This is a genomic window from Nitrococcus mobilis Nb-231 (genome assembly GCF_000153205.1).
Taxonomy (GTDB): domain Bacteria; phylum Pseudomonadota; class Gammaproteobacteria; order Nitrococcales; family Nitrococcaceae; genus Nitrococcus; species Nitrococcus mobilis.
Window position 1 is genome coordinate 505,284 of sequence record NZ_CH672427.1, and the last position, 14,460, is coordinate 519,743.

The 14,460-nt window shown below is 61.5% G+C and carries 14 protein-coding genes; 7 read left to right on the forward strand and 7 right to left on the reverse strand.

Annotated features, from left to right (window positions below; all coding sequences use genetic code 11):
* The first annotated feature begins 185 nt into the window (after positions 1-185).
* Together NB231_RS02340 and NB231_RS02345 are read left to right on the forward strand one after the other, a co-directional pair.
* Positions 186-551 carry a TA system antitoxin ParD family protein gene (locus NB231_RS02340; protein WP_040661616.1) on the forward strand — a complete coding sequence of 122 codons (366 nt, stop codon included), beginning with the start codon at positions 186-188 and terminating at the stop codon, positions 549-551.
* Positions 551-1,141, forward strand: coding sequence for a zeta toxin family protein (locus NB231_RS02345; RefSeq protein ID WP_004999420.1), 591 nt, complete (start codon positions 551-553; stop codon positions 1,139-1,141). The genes NB231_RS02340 and NB231_RS02345 overlap by 1 nt, the downstream gene beginning before the upstream one ends.
* Positions 1,142-1,336: 195 nt before the next feature.
* On the opposite strand, the gene NB231_RS02350 is transcribed toward NB231_RS02345, so the two are convergent.
* A complete protein-coding gene (locus NB231_RS02350) occupies positions 1,337-1,906 on the reverse strand; it encodes a Uma2 family endonuclease (protein WP_004999421.1) in 570 nt (189 codons plus the stop codon).
* Positions 1,907-2,026: 120 nt separating this feature from the next.
* Between NB231_RS02350 and NB231_RS19325 the strand changes: the two genes are divergently transcribed.
* Genes NB231_RS19325 through NB231_RS19335 form a run of 3 tightly spaced genes read left to right on the forward strand, consistent with a single transcriptional unit; the run spans position 2,027 to position 2,733 of the window.
* Positions 2,027-2,245, forward strand: coding sequence for a hypothetical protein (locus tag NB231_RS19325; protein WP_232210364.1), 219 nt, complete (start codon positions 2,027-2,029; stop codon positions 2,243-2,245).
* A gap of 36 nt (positions 2,246-2,281) precedes the next feature.
* A complete protein-coding gene (locus NB231_RS19330; RefSeq protein ID WP_004999432.1) occupies positions 2,282-2,476 on the forward strand; it encodes a hypothetical protein in 195 nt (64 codons plus the stop codon).
* Between the two features lie 23 nt (positions 2,477-2,499).
* Positions 2,500-2,733, forward strand: a complete 234-nt coding sequence (locus NB231_RS19335) for a hypothetical protein (RefSeq protein WP_004999433.1) — start codon at positions 2,500-2,502, stop codon at positions 2,731-2,733.
* A gap of 163 nt (positions 2,734-2,896) precedes the next feature.
* Here the strand turns inward: NB231_RS19335 and NB231_RS17330 are convergent, their stop codons facing one another.
* On the reverse strand, positions 2,897-6,016 hold the full coding sequence (locus NB231_RS17330) for a tetratricopeptide repeat protein (RefSeq protein ID WP_004999438.1): 3,120 nt from the start codon (positions 6,014-6,016) through the stop codon (positions 2,897-2,899).
* Between the two features lie 309 nt (positions 6,017-6,325).
* Here NB231_RS17330 and NB231_RS02375 point away from each other — a divergent pair, with 309 nt between their 5' ends.
* Positions 6,326-6,748, forward strand: a complete 423-nt coding sequence (locus tag NB231_RS02375) for a type II toxin-antitoxin system HicB family antitoxin (protein WP_004999443.1) — start codon at positions 6,326-6,328, stop codon at positions 6,746-6,748.
* Positions 6,749-6,864: 116 nt separating this feature from the next.
* Here NB231_RS02375 and NB231_RS02380 read toward each other — a convergent pair whose 3' ends face one another.
* The 4 genes from NB231_RS02380 to NB231_RS16575 all read right to left on the reverse strand — a co-directional run bounded on the left by NB231_RS02380 (position 6,865) and on the right by NB231_RS16575 (position 12,648).
* Positions 6,865-8,145, reverse strand: a complete 1,281-nt coding sequence (locus tag NB231_RS02380) for a hypothetical protein (protein ID WP_004999446.1) — start codon at positions 8,143-8,145, stop codon at positions 6,865-6,867.
* A 35-nt stretch (positions 8,146-8,180) separates the two neighbouring features.
* Positions 8,181-8,960 carry a hypothetical protein gene (locus NB231_RS02385; RefSeq protein ID WP_004999447.1) on the reverse strand — a complete coding sequence of 260 codons (780 nt, stop codon included), beginning with the start codon at positions 8,958-8,960 and terminating at the stop codon, positions 8,181-8,183.
* 199 nt (positions 8,961-9,159) lie between these two features.
* A complete protein-coding gene (locus NB231_RS16570; protein WP_004999448.1) occupies positions 9,160-11,244 on the reverse strand; it encodes a sulfotransferase family protein in 2,085 nt (694 codons plus the stop codon).
* A gap of 12 nt (positions 11,245-11,256) precedes the next feature.
* On the reverse strand, positions 11,257-12,648 hold the full coding sequence (locus tag NB231_RS16575) for a 2OG-Fe(II) oxygenase (protein WP_004999449.1): 1,392 nt from the start codon (positions 12,646-12,648) through the stop codon (positions 11,257-11,259).
* Between the two features lie 59 nt (positions 12,649-12,707).
* On the opposite strand from NB231_RS16575, the gene NB231_RS02400 reads away from it, so the two are divergent.
* Entirely contained in the window at positions 12,708-13,643 is a 936-nt protein-coding gene (locus NB231_RS02400; RefSeq protein WP_156776871.1) for a glycosyltransferase family protein, read from the forward strand.
* Here the strand turns inward: NB231_RS02400 and NB231_RS02405 are convergent.
* Positions 13,629-14,372: a DUF1826 domain-containing protein gene (locus NB231_RS02405; RefSeq protein ID WP_004999451.1), complete on the reverse strand. Its 744-nt coding sequence runs from the start codon at positions 14,370-14,372 to the stop codon at positions 13,629-13,631. The genes NB231_RS02400 and NB231_RS02405 overlap by 15 nt on opposite strands.
* Positions 14,373-14,460 lie beyond the last annotated feature (88 nt).

Consider the following 14,460-nt stretch of genomic DNA (forward strand, 5'->3'; position numbering starts at 1 on the left):
TAACCATGCCCAATGAACTGGGGATCTCTGGCACTTGGGCATCCATCGAGTGAGCTGACGAGAGACTGGGGGCCAGCCACTGCAGGGGTGAGGGGGCGGGGAAGCTCTGTGGCATTGGGATCGTGTGCGGCTCATCCCTTCAGATAGTGGTAAGCTGTATGCACTATGCAGCGGAGACGAGCAACATGTCGCGCTCTGTACGGATCTCTGATGAGCTTTACGAGCTGCTCCAGCGCAACGCTCAGCTGATGCACCGGAGCATCGGCCAGCAGCTTGAGTTTCTCGCGCGTCTCGGCCACGAGATCGAGACGAGTCCGTTCATCACGGCAAAGCAGCTGCGGTTGCTGATGGAGGCCGCTCGCGAGGCGGACGTCGGCAACGAAGTTTCGGACGAGCGCTTCGAAGCGGCATTTTCCGAGCTGGCGCAGATGGACGGCAATCCAATGCTTCAGCAGCGCCTGACTGCAGCCGGTCGACCGCTAGCGGGGCGCAATAAGGGCGGAGATTTGGTGGAGCAGGCCCCTGAGGGTAAGCATCAGCAAGCCGACTGATGGGCGCGCCGCGGCTTATCCTGCTGGTCGGCCCGAACGGCGCGGGCAAGACTTCACTCTACGAGACATTTATCGCGCGGCGCTTCCCGGAGCTACCGTTCGTCAATGCGGACCGCCTTGCCACCGAGCACTGGCCGGGTGAGGAGGAGCAGCACGCCTACGAGGCAGCCCAGCTTGCGGCAGCGCATCGTGAGGCGTTGCTTCATGCGTACCGCTCCTTTGTGGCCGAAACTGTCTTTTCCCACCCTTCCAAGGTCGAGCTAATCGAGCGCGCCATTACCCTCGGCTATGAGGTTTGGCTGCTCGTCATTCACGTCGATCCCGAGGTCGCTGTCGCCCGTGTGGCCTACCGGGTGGCGGAGGGCGGGCACGCCGTACCCGAGGAGAAAATCCGGAAGCGACATGTCCGGCTCCTTGATCTGATAGCCAAGGTGCTTCCCCAAGTAAATCGCGCCATCCTCTTCGACAACAACACATCGGGGCATGGCCACATCGCTATTGCCACGGTGAGTAGAGGGCGCGTGCAGTGGGGCGGGTTTGGACAGCCGGATTGGACGCAGCACCTTCTCAGGAAGGCGGGCTTGTTATAGGGATTGGGTCCCGTATGGTTACGGACCTGCGAATGAATAGCTCAGGCCTGTTGGTTTGCCATTTGCCGTTGGTCGCCATTAATGCAGCCGACCTGAGGTTGCGCGCCGACTGGGCGCGTTCGAAATGATGGCGTAATAATAACCAGAGCAGGGGAGGCCAAGAAGGGGTTGTAGAGGCGGGTTGATTTCCGGCCGTCAGAACCAGAACAGATCGGAAAGATCGAGTGCCGCCTGCGGCAGCTTCAGCGACACGACGCGGGTCAGATCACTGGGCTGCAGGGTTTCGCGATACATGTCCTCGATCGGCGTGCGGTGCATCGTCAGCACCTTCTGCCGAAGATCGACCAGCCACACCTCCGGCACGTCGTGGCGTGCGTAGAGCGGGAGTTTGATCTCCCGGTCGAAGTCGATCGAAGTTTCGGCGACCTCGATCAGGAGCATGATATCGGCGGGAGTGGGATGTGAGTTGCGGTAGAAATCCGGGCGCGGCTTCAGGATCGAGAGGTCCGGCTGCGGCTCGGAGTGCTCGCCCAGAACCACCGGGTTCTGAACATTAATAATGGCTTGGCCCGCCATCGCCGGCACCAGCCGGTTGTTCAGCAATGCGACTATGCCCGCATGAGCGCTTCCGATCGGCGCCATATCGATGATCTCCCCCTCGATCAACTCGACCCGATCGGTGGGACGGAAAATGCCCGCTGCGCCCATCTTGTGATAATCGGCGGTGGTCAGTCGGTGACGCGCCTGTTCCAGCAAAGCGGACATCGCGATTGCGCCTTTGGCTATGCAACGTGTATTCCAGTCTAGTAACCGGCCGTGCTGCCGGCAACGATAAACCTGATAAGTCGTACAATGAAGCAATGTGCCTCATCAGGTGAATCAGTTATGAACCAACTGACCTTCCGCGGGCTTGACAAGGAGCTGGAGCGGCGCATCCGCCAGCTCGCCGAGCAGGAGCATATTTCTATGAACAAGGCGGCATTAAAGCTCATGCGTCGTGGCTCGGGGTTGGATCGTGCGGTTCCCGATCCGAAATATGATCGGCGACCGTCTGGACGATTTCATCGGCTCCTGGAGCGCGGAGGAAGCCGCAGACTTCGATAATGCGGTAGCGGTATTCGAGGAGATCGATGCGGAACAATGGCAGTAAAATTGCTGCTGGACACCATGGACACCATGGACACCATGGACACCATGGACACCATGGACACCATGGACACCATGGACACCATGGACACCATGGACACCATGGACACCATGGACACCGGGGCCGAACTGCTATCCCGCGATGCCCATTTTGCCGAAATCGATGGATTAGTCTGGAGCAGATTTTAACTCCTGGAGGGAATGTCGCCACTTTGGATTTTCCGAACGACAAGCACGAACGGCTGAAAGTATTGGCAGAGCAGCGGGGCGTGAGCGTCAACAAGCTGATTGACGAGCTGGCGACGATTGCCCTGGCGGCGCAAGACGCCAGAATGTGGTTCGAGATTCACGCCAAGCGAGGCGATACGAAGCGCGGGCTGGCGATTCTGGACAAGCTGGATGAGCACTTTGGCACGAATGGCCGAGGATACGTGAAAGCACGGTAACGGATAGCGGAGGGTCCAGCGAGGCGCTACTTGCCGGCCGCTATCCTTTAGGACTAATCCGCCGGCCGATAAAAATCACCGCGCAAGCGAGCCGGCTCGAAATCGATGTCTGCAATTCAGGGCGGAGCTAATGGCAAGCCCTGGAACCGGACTCGATTGCTTGCTACTGATCGGTCTTCAGCAGTTCGTCGAGGTGAGGGGAAATAGGCTCATCGAGCGGCAGGAACCAGACGGCGGGTTTTCCTTGCTCGCGATACTGCCGCTCCAGGGTGTCGAGCACGTCTTGCGTCGACGGGGCCGGGCCGAGGAGCTTTTCCAAGTGCGAAGCCACCGGCTGGTCCAGGGGTACGTCGAGCTGGGAGGGGCCAAGGAGCCCTTCTAGATGGAGCGTGATGGGCTCTAGCGGTCCTGGCGTCTGCATCACCGCCTGTATCTGCTCTGTGATGCCATCTGACGGAACACTCAATGCTTTGAGCAGAGATCGATAGTTTTCCAAATCCGTTTGCATGTACGGATGCGCGTAGCCAGTCATTTGCTGATAACGGTAAAAGATTGCCGCCATGCGACACATCAACGGCTCGGCCTCGACCAGGCGGTGGCCGTCCTTAAGCAACAAGGCCAGGTTGTTGAGGCCATGGGCGACATGGGGATGCTCGGGGCCGTAGGCGGCCTCGCGAATTGCCAGGGCGCGGCGGTAGAGCGGCTCGGCCTCGGCCAGGCGGTTGGTGGCCCGGAGCAATTCGGCCAGATTGTTGAGGCCGGTGGCGGCCTCGGGATGCTCGGATCCGTAGGCGGCTTCGTCGATCGCCAGGGCGCGGCGGTAGAGCGGCTCGGCCTCGGCCAGGCGGTTGGTGGCCCGGAGCAATTCGGCCAGATTGTTGAGGCCGGTGGCGGCCTCGGGATGCTCGGATCCGTAGGCGGCTTCGTTGATCGCCAGGGCGCGGCGGTAGAGCGGCTCGGCCTCGGCCAGGCGGTTAGTGACCCGGAGCAACTCGGCCAGGTTGTTGAGGTCGCGGGCGACCGCGGGATACTCGGATCCGTAGGCGGCTTCGTTGATCGCCAGGGCGCGGCGGTAGAGCGGCTCGGCCTCGGCCAGGCGGTTGGTGGCCCGGAGCAATTCGGCCAGATTGTTGAGGCCGGTGGCGGCCTCGGGATGCTCGGATCCGTAGGCGGCTTCGTCGATCGCCAGGGCGCGGCGGAAGAGCGGCTCGGCCTCGGCCAGACGGTTGGTGGCCTGGAGCAATCCGGCCAGGTTGTTGAGGCCGGTGGCGACCGCGGGATGCTCGGGGCCGTAGACGGCCTCGCCGATCGCCAGGGCACGGCGGAAGAGGGGCTCGGCCTCGGCATGCAGCGCTTTAGCGTGAAGCAATAGCGCAAGTCGGTTAATAAACAGACCTGTCGGCTCGGCTATGTCTCGCCAGTCGGCCTTCGCAGCGGCGAAGGCGATGTGGGCGCGAAGTGGCTCCCAACGCGGCCAGGTGTGCACATCCCACGGATTTCCAGGCGGTAGGGCCTCATCGAGCAGTTTCAGGGCTGATGTTAGCCACTGGACCGCCGCCGGCTGGCTGGTGCGGAGGATTTCCTGGACGACGCGATGGATCGCCACGGTGTCGGCGGCCACCTCCCAGCGGATGAGGCTGTAGTCGGTTAACGTGGCCAGCGCTTCGCGGAGGGAGGCCTGGCCGGCCTGGGCCGAGGGGTCTGTACGTTCGCCGTTGCCCGAGCTGCCGGCGGGCGGCTCGGCATTCGAGAGCCTGGCCGCAGCTTCGCGCCAGAGGACCGCGATTTTCTCGGCCACTTTGGCGTCCTCCGAATTTTCTGCCGGATCGAAAGCCGCTTCCGCATAGGGCAGGCCGAGCACGAACAGCGGGATCGGCTCGGGAGCGAACCAGGCCAATATATTCAGCAGCGCCACCTCTCCCGGGCCGAGCTGTTCGAGGGTCGTCTGCCAGGTGACGGCGAGGCTGCGGGGGTATTGCATCTCCCGCGCCCGATGCCAGGTTTGCACCTGCTTATCGTGCGCTTGCCAGCGCCGCAAATAGTCGGCGAGCGAAATACGCTGGGCGGTGATGTAGGCGCCGGCTTGCTCCAGCGCCAGCGCCAAGCCAGCCAGCTCCCGGGCCAAGGCGGCCGCGCGCTGGTCGTCGTCGGGCCGAGGTTGTCGGCCCCGACAGCCGCTTTGCGGCCGGGTCCGCTCCAGCAGAAAAGCGGCGGCGGCGTCTTCTTGCAGCACGTCCAGCTCCACCGGCTCGACGTGACCGCCCCAGCGCGCCAGCCGCGAGGTGATCAGCACCTGCCCGCCTTGCAAACGGGTGAGCAAGTCCTCAGCGTAAGCGGCAGCCGCTTCCGTGTCGACGTTATCCAGGATCAGGAACCAGCCCGGATGCGTGTTCAGCCACCGCAGCGCCGCCGCCATCTGCACCGCTTCCTCGGGTGATTCCCGTTCCGGTAGATTGAGCACCCGCGGCCCGGTCAGCTCGGCCAGATTCCGTTGTAGGCTGGCCGGGGAATCGGCCGTCACGAACAGCACCGCCGAATACTCATCCGCATGTTGCCAGGCGTATTCGACCGCCAACCGTGTCTTGCCCACGCCCCCCAGGCCATGCATGGCTTTGCCGACGAGGGCCGTCGCCTGGCCGGTCGATTTCGTCAGGCTGGCCCGCAACTGCTGGAGAACGGCTTCGCGGCCCTTGAACAGGGTGCCCAGGGATGAATAGGGGAGGGCGATGGGACGGTGCTGGGCGGGAATCTCCTCGGGCCAGAGATTGTGCAAATCACGCAGCACGTGGCGGCACAGGTGCTGTTCATCATCGAACGTGCTGTAATGCTCGCCCAAGCCTGCCAGCCATTTCCAATGGCGCTGTTGCGGATGATCGCGGGGAAGCGGGTTTTGATCCCAATCGCCGGGCCGATAGAGATGGCAGCGCTTGCCGTGGTAGAGGGCTAGCCAGGCTTCCAGTTGCGTGTAGGTCAGTGCGGGCGGGGAAGCGTGCAGTGCCGGCGCTAGAAACGGAAACCGCGCGGGGAAATCGTCGTAGCTATCGAGCAGCCAGCGCAGTTCATCCGGTTTGAGGGTTTGCCCCCCTTGGCGGCCGACCAAGTGGAGTAGGGCGTCACAATGGTCGCGGATGTAGGTATCGAGGGTTTGCAGCAGCTTGCCTTCGCCCTGGACCAGATCGGTCTGCTCCTGCACCTTGACCCGCGGCAGGCTGAGATCGGCTTTCAGCATCCGGCGATGGGAGCCGAATTCGCCGGTGACGGCGGAGAGGAAAATCCGGCGCATTTTTGATTCCGCTAGGTTTGGTTCGTTTTGCTGTTACGCCCATGGGTTGGTCAGGCGAATGACGATGGCGCCAACAAGCCCGTAGATTTCCAAAGTATACGTTTGGGGCTCCACGCGCCAGGTGAAACTGACGCCGTGATGCGCACCTGGGCTATGCTGATTCCAGGCCCGTCAGAAGCGAAACAGATGATCGTGCGGCGGGGCGGGTGTAAGTCGGAGCCGCTCATGCACGGCGGCAACAAGGAGTTGGGCAAGGGACTGGTGGAGAAGATCAAAAAGGATCTCGGCTTGAAGTGAGGTGGTGCGATTTTGATCTATCCGGCAACGCTGAGCGCAGATACCAACAACACTGTTTTGGTGATCTTCCCGGACTTTCCGGAAGCGGCAACCTTCGGTGAGGATGGGGTGGATGCCCTTACGCGCGCGGTGGACGCCCTCGAGGAAGTAATGGCCTGCCGGATCGCCGACCGTGAGGAGGTCCCACAGCCCTCGGCGGTGGGCCAAGGGCAATACGGCGTCCGCCTGCCAGCACTGACGGAGGCCAAAGTGTTGCTCTATCAGGAGATGCGTGCTCAGGGTGTGCGTAAGGCGGATCTGGCGCGGCGGCTTCATTGGCATATGCCGCAAGTGGACCGTCTGCTCGATCTCAACCACGCCTCCCGCCTCGATCAAATCGAGGCCGCCCTGGCCGCGCTCGGTAAACGGTTGGATGTGACGGTCGAGCTTGCTTGACGCGCGCTAAAGTGCTTAGAACTCCAGCCGATCAGGGCTTCTCGCTGCTTCCGGCGCCCCAAGGCGCAAGGACCAGGCGATGCAAACGCCTGGTCCTTGACACCTGCAAAGCCGTGTCAGTTGTTGTCCTGCGCGGTCAGGCAATTGTGCCGGATCAACGTCTCGAATAGGTTGCTGTTGAAGCGGCTGGTGTTGTTCCAATAATAATCCCGCATATTCACGCCATCGGCGCCGGATTCGAAGTCTTGCCGGTTGCCCGTTCCATTGGGAAACTGGCGCCAGCCCTGGGCGATCCAGGTCGTACTGTACGACATGCGGTCATCCCAGCTCGAGGCGATACCGCTGCCGTTCTCGTTATTGAAGTCATCCAGATCCCAGAAGGCCTTGGCGACCTGATACGTGCTGTGGGCATTGTCCATGCAGCTCGCTTGGAAGGGGGCGGCTGTCTCGAAGTTGCGCCCCCAACCGAACGGAACCGTACTGGCATTATTGGGTTCATACCAACTGACCACACCGATGAAATTGGCCCACCCCTCGGTCGTCGCGCAGGATTCGTGCTCGATGGAGGTGAGTGAATGGCCGCTCCCGTTCCGGCTGCAGTCATTGCGCAGAGAGTCCTGGTTGAACTCCTGCATCTGAATGATATGGCCGATCTCATGAGCCACATTGAAGCCGTTGTTGCCGCGGCTCTGGGTGATATGGGTCTCGGTGCGGCTAACCGCACAGCTGGTCGGGCAGCTGTCTCTGCCGGGGTAGTGCAGATTCACATGCCTGTCCATGATCTCCCCAAAGGCCTGGAGGGCATGCTGCGCCGAATCGAGCGCCATAATCCGTAGTGCTCTTTCCGATGCGACATTGAAGGTCGGCACGAGGCTTGCCCCAGGTAGAATCTGACAGTTGGTTCCAGTTCGGCAGTTCCGTGCCACATAGCGGTCGGCGTCGCCCGCTTGTCCGTTGCGCCAAGTTGTTGCCGGATGGTCGCTGCCATTGGTACGCACCGCCTTGACCCGAACATAATTGCTATAGCCGGTGCGGTTGACCTGGTTGATGTAGCGAATGTAAATGTCCGGGTTGGCCTCTCCCTTGTAGTAGGAGGTCCCTTCCCATGCGAATGATGTGCAGCGCCGGCCGGCTCCGCCCACATACCAGGTGCCGATCAATTCATCGTTGCCGTCGCTGTCCTTGTCCCAGAGTTGGTATTGGTGGCCAACGGCGTCGACGAGGCCGCCGCGGTTGCACCCCCGGCGGTTACCCGTCTCGGATGTAGTGGCGCAGTTGGTGCGATCGTCGGCAAGCTTGAGCTGAAAGCATACCGTGCGCTGCGTTGACCAGGCGGGAGTTGCGGAGGCAAAAAGGACGCAGGCTCCTCCCAATGCGATGAACTTCGTTGCGTACATGACGATGCCCCTTTATGTCCTTATGCGATGTAGGCTCAGTCCTCGTTGGCTTCGCTCATGTCGGCTTTCTGCCGGTATTGTCTCTCCTCGTTCAGACGCTCGGATGCGCCCTCTCCAGTACGACCGAGGGGTTGATCGAAGGATTCGGGCATCGGCTTGAACTCTTGGGTTTGCTGCGCGCCCGCAGCGTCTTCAGCGGCCGCGCCTTGTTCGACCAACACCGTCTGGCCCTCCGGGCCAACCGCCGGTTCAGGCCGCTCGATGAACCGCGAGTATTGGGTTAAAGACGCGGGCGTCAGCTTGCCCTTCGCGACGCGGAAGTAGACCCATCGTTCCACTTCGATGGGACGGACCGTTTCTTTGTCGCCTTTCAGAGCGCCGGTGACGATGATTTTCTGGGCATAGACCCCATCATCCATCTTCGTGCGCGTGTCCGTGCGAAGCGGTAGGATGGCCACGGCGCCTGGTCCCTCGTCATCGGTCGCCGCCTCCTGGCGCTCGAACTCGAGCGGTGCCTTGCTCTTGGAAACCGGCCGGCCTTTGGAATAGAGCACGTGCGTGGCCGTGACGTTGCCGACCTCGTTGGGATCAATGCCGATCACCACGGACAATTTGTTGTCGGTCTGCTTGAGGACACCGCGTCCCGGGTCAGCCTGTTCAAGGAATCTGATGGGTTGCTGCGGCTCTGTTGCTTGGGCCGTCGTTCCCCCAAAGAAAGCGCCAACCGCCAAGCCAACGATCAGCGCACCAAGATGTGGTCCCGCAGCGCGCGGCCGCTGGCCACCGGCTTCTCCACGTCTGCTGATCTCTTGCATGATTGAAGCTCCTTCCTGAGCGGCCACAAAGGCATTTGCATCCTGCCCGTGTGGCCAAGGCCACACACTGAGGTAGGTTGAATCGCCCCGGGATTCCCGGAGACTCCAAACCTTGAGAGGAGGGAGTCATGAGTAAGTCTAGGAGATATTCCCCGCAAGTGCGGGAATGGGCGGCGCGGCGGGTGTTGTGGTGAGTATTTTAGTCGATCACGCCGGACCACTGCGTTGGCACGAAGTGAAACAGCAAATTGATTTGCTCATGCTCGGCTGACGCCGAGCCACGCCAATGCGGTAATTCGCACCCTCGGAACAAAACACCGTCGCCGACCCTGAGTACGATACTGTGCTTACCCGCCGGCGTTTCGAACCACAATGGCCATGGTGCGCCGTCTACCGGCGGTGATTCGTTAATGAGTAGCGACAATGTGTAATCGCATTGCTCGCGGTCCATGTGGGCGTCGAGCCGGGCTCCGCCGCGGTAGGCCGAAGAAAATGCGTAGGTCGGTTTGAGTTTTTTTCCGGCGACCCGGGAGACGAAGTCGACCAACTGATAATGCAGGAACTGTGCGATCCGCTCGTTGTGCCAGCCATGGCGACGTTCGACCTGAGCATCACCGAGCGGCCATTCATCTTTTTCAATCATGGTGTTGTAGTAGCGTGCGAGCGCTGTGCACAGCACCGGATCAAGCAAGTTCGGCAACCCGCAATACCTAAGCTCCGAGAGGTTGCGGCGCCCGGCTTGGCACAGATCGCTGCCGTAAGCGTGGCGCTCGTGGATCGCCTCGACGGTGGTCAACACGCCCGCGGCGCCCAGTTGCTCGCGCAGTCTACCGGTCAACGCGGCCGGCGCGGCACGGCCGGGTTGTAACATGTGGCACAGCCAGGCCTGTTTGTGATGCAACCACAGCGGCGTCCAGACTTCAGTGGCCGGATCTTCAACCCACAACATCGGGTGATCGGCCTGAAAACGCTCCCGGTGCCGGAGTTTTCCCAGCAGACCGAGCGGCGCCCCGCCAGCGATCGCAACCCGCAGCGACGGTGCGACGATGACATCGTCGGCAAGCGCTGCCGGCGCCAGTTGATCGACGTGGCAGGCGAACCGCACACTCGTCATGTGGTGCGCCCGCCGCACGGTGTCTGCGGTGTTCACTCCCAGGCTGCGGATACGCCCTGCCAGCGGCTGTAACGGTTTGGTCACGGCCGGGTCGAAGTCGGGATTGTGTTTCCACTTGATTGGGGAGGGCGGCGTAATCGTGGTTGCCGAAAGCGGCAGCGCCCGCTGTAAACTCGCGCGAAGCCGGGCGCCCATTTCGACCTCAATGAAGCCGCACAGCCGCTCGATTTCGGCTGCCGGGTCGGCGATCAGGTTGGCGTATGAAATGGTGGTCCATTGGTCGGTCGGTATGGCCTCGAGCGCATCGACAATAGCCTTGTTCGCCGCCGCCCATTGAAAGGCGGCGATGTGGCACAGCGGCCGACCGCGATAGTTACGCCAACCATCCGGCAAAAGGAAGCGCCATTGGGCATCGGGCCAGCCGGGCAGGTGAGGGATGGCGATAAAACCAGGGTGCTTCCAGGCTTCGATGATCGAGACGACGTTTTGGCGCAGATCCCGGGACAGATAGATAAAGCGCGCATCGGGAAACACCTGATACAGGAACGGTACACGCAGCGCATTCTCAGGTGTTTTCTCCAGTAGCCGAATTCGTGCGGGCCAGTTGCAGCGGGCGCGCTCGAGGAGCTTGCGGCCGGAGTGCGACTGGATCGCGGCCAACAAGCAACAGCGAACGATGCGCGCCGTCTCGCCATCGGCGTCGGTTTCATCCAGTGCTTGGCTGCGACACCCGCGACGATAGAGATTGAGCGCCGGAATCGCGTCGATAATGTGCTGCATCTCGCCGTCGATCGACCACAATGTGTCGCATTTTGCAAGCAGCTCGTAGAGTATGGTGCTGCCGGCTCGCGGCGCCGACACGATAAAAACGGGCCGATCGAATATCGTCGTGGCGACGTCCTCGGGTAATAGATCCGTGCGTGCGGTGACGTTGACGCCGTTCAAAAGACCGGCTGCAGCCGGCTCATGGTCGGCCAGCGCGGCATAGAAGCAGCGCAAGGAGGGTTCATCGTCGAATAGGTATTGGCCTTCGAGCGCGAATGGACGGGCACGCCAGGAGCGTGCCCGCAGACCCCGCAGCGACGGTAGGCGTTGCGCAAAATTGCGCTGCACGCCGCTTTTGTCCGACAGCCCGCTGGCTGTCTCGATGCGCAGTGTCAGGCAATGCATCGTTGGCTCAGCTCAGCATTTCTCGGCGCGATGAATCCATCCATTCAGAGTAAAGCGGCCATCGGCAAACTTCTGCGAGGGCACTCGCACAGGCAATAACTCATGCGGTAACCGGCTCGGGAAAATCACCAGCATGTCCTGGCGCGGCGTCAACAGCTGCGAACAATTGGCATGAGCCACGCCCTCGACACCGCGATCGTCGTACATGCGCAGCTCGCCCCCGAAAAACCGCCGTGGCTCAGCATTGAAAAAGTAGACGAATGACAAGGCACGCGTCGATTCCGCATCGGCATCACGGTGCATGCGGTAATAATCACCGTCTCCGGACGCCGTGACCTGCAGTTCGATCCGGCCGACCGGAAACCCTTCGATTCCCATGCGCGACAGCGCGCCCGGCAGTGCACCCTTGAGTCGGTCGACGAAAGCATCGTATATGAAGCCGACATCGTCGAGCGTCCGGCCACGCCGCCGACGTTCGTCGACAAATGGCGAAGTACTGCCGAACGGCAGGACCGTGGCCGGCTGAAATTTCTCCTCACGTTCGAGCACATTGCGCATCAGGTTTTCAGCGTCGGAACCCAGGAAGCGGCCCAGCGAGACATAAGGCAGCTCCCCAAGCAAGCCGCCGAACTGATCGGTACCCAAATCGGTGCCCGTGCCGCCCGGCACACCACCCGGTTTGGAGGCATGGCCACCCCGGGCAAGGTCGATGATCTCCGGTCGCTGGCGGTCGGTCAGACCCGGCCGCGCGCCAAGTAGAATACCCAGGTGATAGAGGGCGTTGCGGTCGAGTACTTCGGCAGGGAAATCATAAGCCAGCAAATCCGGCACCGAGACATCATCGAGCCGCAAGTTACTTAGCAGCTCGTGCGCCGGCGCGCGGTACGTGAAATAGCGGGCATGCTCGGTCATAAAGACGTCATCGTCGCGACGGAATCCATTTCGCTCCAGCACCCGGTCGGCCAGTACCGAGCCTTCGGCTGCCAGATAGCAAACCTCGGAGGTGCGGCTGACTGCCAAAGCCTCAAGCACCTCCTTGTAAAGCGCGCCTATCAGTCCGATATTCGTCCCTTCCTCGTCGGCAGTGAAAACCGGGCTCGGCGCCCACGATTCCGGCGCGACGTTATGGACAACGCATACCGCACTGAACGTGCGCGCACCGAGGCCCCAGGGCGGCCATGGCCGGTCGCGAACGGCGGCGTAAACCGAGGCGTCCCCGAGGCGCAATGTCGGGATTATGACTTCGTCGACATATTGCGGCGCACCAAGCCGGCGAAAGAACTGCCGAAGCGCGGCCTCGTTCGTCGGGCTCAGTTCTTCAAATACATCTATACGGGTGCAGGAGTTGTTCTGCGTGAAAAAATTCTGTCGATCTTTGTCCTTGTCGCCAAATTGACTGACCATGAGTCATCTCCGTGTGCGCAACCCATTATGGCAACTGCACTTACGAGTTTAGACGAACCATGACGAGTTTCCTTCCGGCACCCTCGGCAACGGGCTGGAAGACGACCCAATGGCCATTTATGTTCGTGCTCGATACGGCGGGCGGCAGCACCGGCTGGGTAGTGATCCACGCCCCGATCCAGTCGCCGGCGCGGATTGCCCAGTACTCGCAGTTCTGCCGTCGGGGCTTTTCGTTCCTCGGCATGACCAGCTTCCTGAACTTCCCGGCCCTGGATGAACCCTCGACGCTCGATTACACGGCCATCTGCCAGGGTTGGGCGCACTGCTTCCGCGATCCCGATCGCCTGCTGCCCGCCGGCGTACCGCGTATGCTGCTGTCGCTGTCGGATTTCATCGATCCGGCCCAGATCACGCCGCACCGTTACCCCGCACCCGCTGACCCAGCCGAGCGGTTCGACTTCGTTTACGTAGGCGCGCACGAGCCCTGGAAAATGCTCGCCAAGAACTGGCCGCTGGCTGCGCGGTGTCTGCCGCGATTGTGCGGCGAAATGGGGCTACGCGGACTGATGATCGGTCAGCGCCCGCAACGTGTACCCGCGTTGCCCGGTCTGGTCGTTCGGCCTTGGCTGCCCTATCCCGATTGGCTGCGCATACTTGGCGCCAGCCGATTTCTGTTTGTTCCCAATGAGCTGGATGCATCGCCGCGCGTATTGGCAGAAGCGCTGTGCCTGAATACGCCATTGCTGGTCAATCACTCGCTGCTCGGTGGCTGGAAATACGTTGCGCCGACGACCGGGGTGTTTTTCGAATCGGAGCACGATGTGGTCGATCGGGCCTGGCATCTGTACCGCGGCAGCTACCGCCCGCGACCTTTCTTCCTAAGCCAGTACGGCCCTCAGCGCGCCGGGCGCCGCCTACGCATTCTGCTCAACCGGATCGATCCGTCGCTGCCGGCCCGCTCATCGCTAAGGCTTGGTTATTCACTGGACGGGTAGCCTCTGCTCCGGGCTGATATTGACGACAAGCCGTCTGGCCCCCTCCATCGGCGAGGCGTGCACCCACGCCCGGTCAGTTTCGTGATCGGTCCAGAATCTGTCGACCGGCAGGTGTTTGAAGAAGACCGGCGTGCGCGAAGCCACCCGCCGCGAACGGGCACCTGGAACCAGGAAGTCGGGTTTCTCATCCAGGACTTGCAAGGCCGCATCGCGGTGCGGCGGATCGTTGGCCAATGTTCGTACGATGCGATCGCGCGTTTGCAGCCAACGATAGAACGCGGCCATCGAGCGAATGTCATCACCAGCAAACCAGTTTGTACCGGCGCCGTTGTAAACTTTCAAACAGCCCCATAGGGGTGCCGCCGCCGGCACGGTATCGACGTGGTAGCCACAGCGTCGATCCGGCGGCGCGGTGAATATACGCAGGCGATAATGCTGCGCCGAGGTCAGATCCTCGACTGTGTAGGTCAGTGCAAGAATGTCAGACAACAAACGATCGCGCGTGTCGCGGCTGACCGCAGAAGTCGGCAGATTGCGGTCAAGCCAAGTCGCCATGCCGTCTAGCGACAGGCCGGGTAGGTCGACACGGGGTACATGAAACGCCCCTTGCTCAACCGCCTGCTGCAGCTCGCCTTCCCACGGTTCGCGCGCCGGCGTGTGCAGAAACATTGCCACGGTGCCCGGCTGTATCGCCACTTTCGGTAGGTCGTCAAAACCGATCGTAGTCATCTGCTCACCCGATTGCGTGAGTTCTTCCTTGGCAGGGCCGCTAACGATTTAATTCTAGACATCCTGTCTACACTATCCTGTGCCTGTC

Excerpts from the sequence above, each read along its gene's own strand:
- NB231_RS19325 (WP_232210364.1), top strand. The coding sequence starts at position 2,027 with ATGAACCAACTGACCTTCCGCGGGCTTGACAAGGAGCTGGAGCGGCGC.
- NB231_RS02380 (WP_004999446.1), bottom strand. The coding sequence starts at position 8,145 with ATGTACGCAACGAAGTTCATCGCATTGGGAGGAGCCTGCGTCCTTTTT.
- NB231_RS19330 (WP_004999432.1), top strand. The coding sequence starts at position 2,282 with ATGGCAGTAAAATTGCTGCTGGACACCATGGACACCATGGACACCATG.
- NB231_RS16570 (WP_004999448.1), bottom strand. The coding sequence starts at position 11,244 with ATGCATTGCCTGACACTGCGCATCGAGACAGCCAGCGGGCTGTCGGAC.
- NB231_RS02340 (WP_040661616.1), top strand. The coding sequence starts at position 186 with ATGTCGCGCTCTGTACGGATCTCTGATGAGCTTTACGAGCTGCTCCAG.
- NB231_RS02385 (WP_004999447.1), bottom strand. The coding sequence starts at position 8,960 with ATGCAAGAGATCAGCAGACGTGGAGAAGCCGGTGGCCAGCGGCCGCGC.
- NB231_RS02400 (WP_156776871.1), top strand. The coding sequence starts at position 12,708 with ATGACGAGTTTCCTTCCGGCACCCTCGGCAACGGGCTGGAAGACGACC.
- NB231_RS02345 (WP_004999420.1), top strand. The coding sequence starts at position 551 with ATGGGCGCGCCGCGGCTTATCCTGCTGGTCGGCCCGAACGGCGCGGGC.
- NB231_RS02405 (WP_004999451.1), bottom strand. The coding sequence starts at position 14,372 with ATGACTACGATCGGTTTTGACGACCTACCGAAAGTGGCGATACAGCCG.
- NB231_RS16575 (WP_004999449.1), bottom strand. The coding sequence starts at position 12,648 with ATGGTCAGTCAATTTGGCGACAAGGACAAAGATCGACAGAATTTTTTC.
- NB231_RS17330 (WP_004999438.1), bottom strand. The coding sequence starts at position 6,016 with ATGCGCCGGATTTTCCTCTCCGCCGTCACCGGCGAATTCGGCTCCCAT.
- NB231_RS02350 (WP_004999421.1), bottom strand. The coding sequence starts at position 1,906 with ATGTCCGCTTTGCTGGAACAGGCGCGTCACCGACTGACCACCGCCGAT.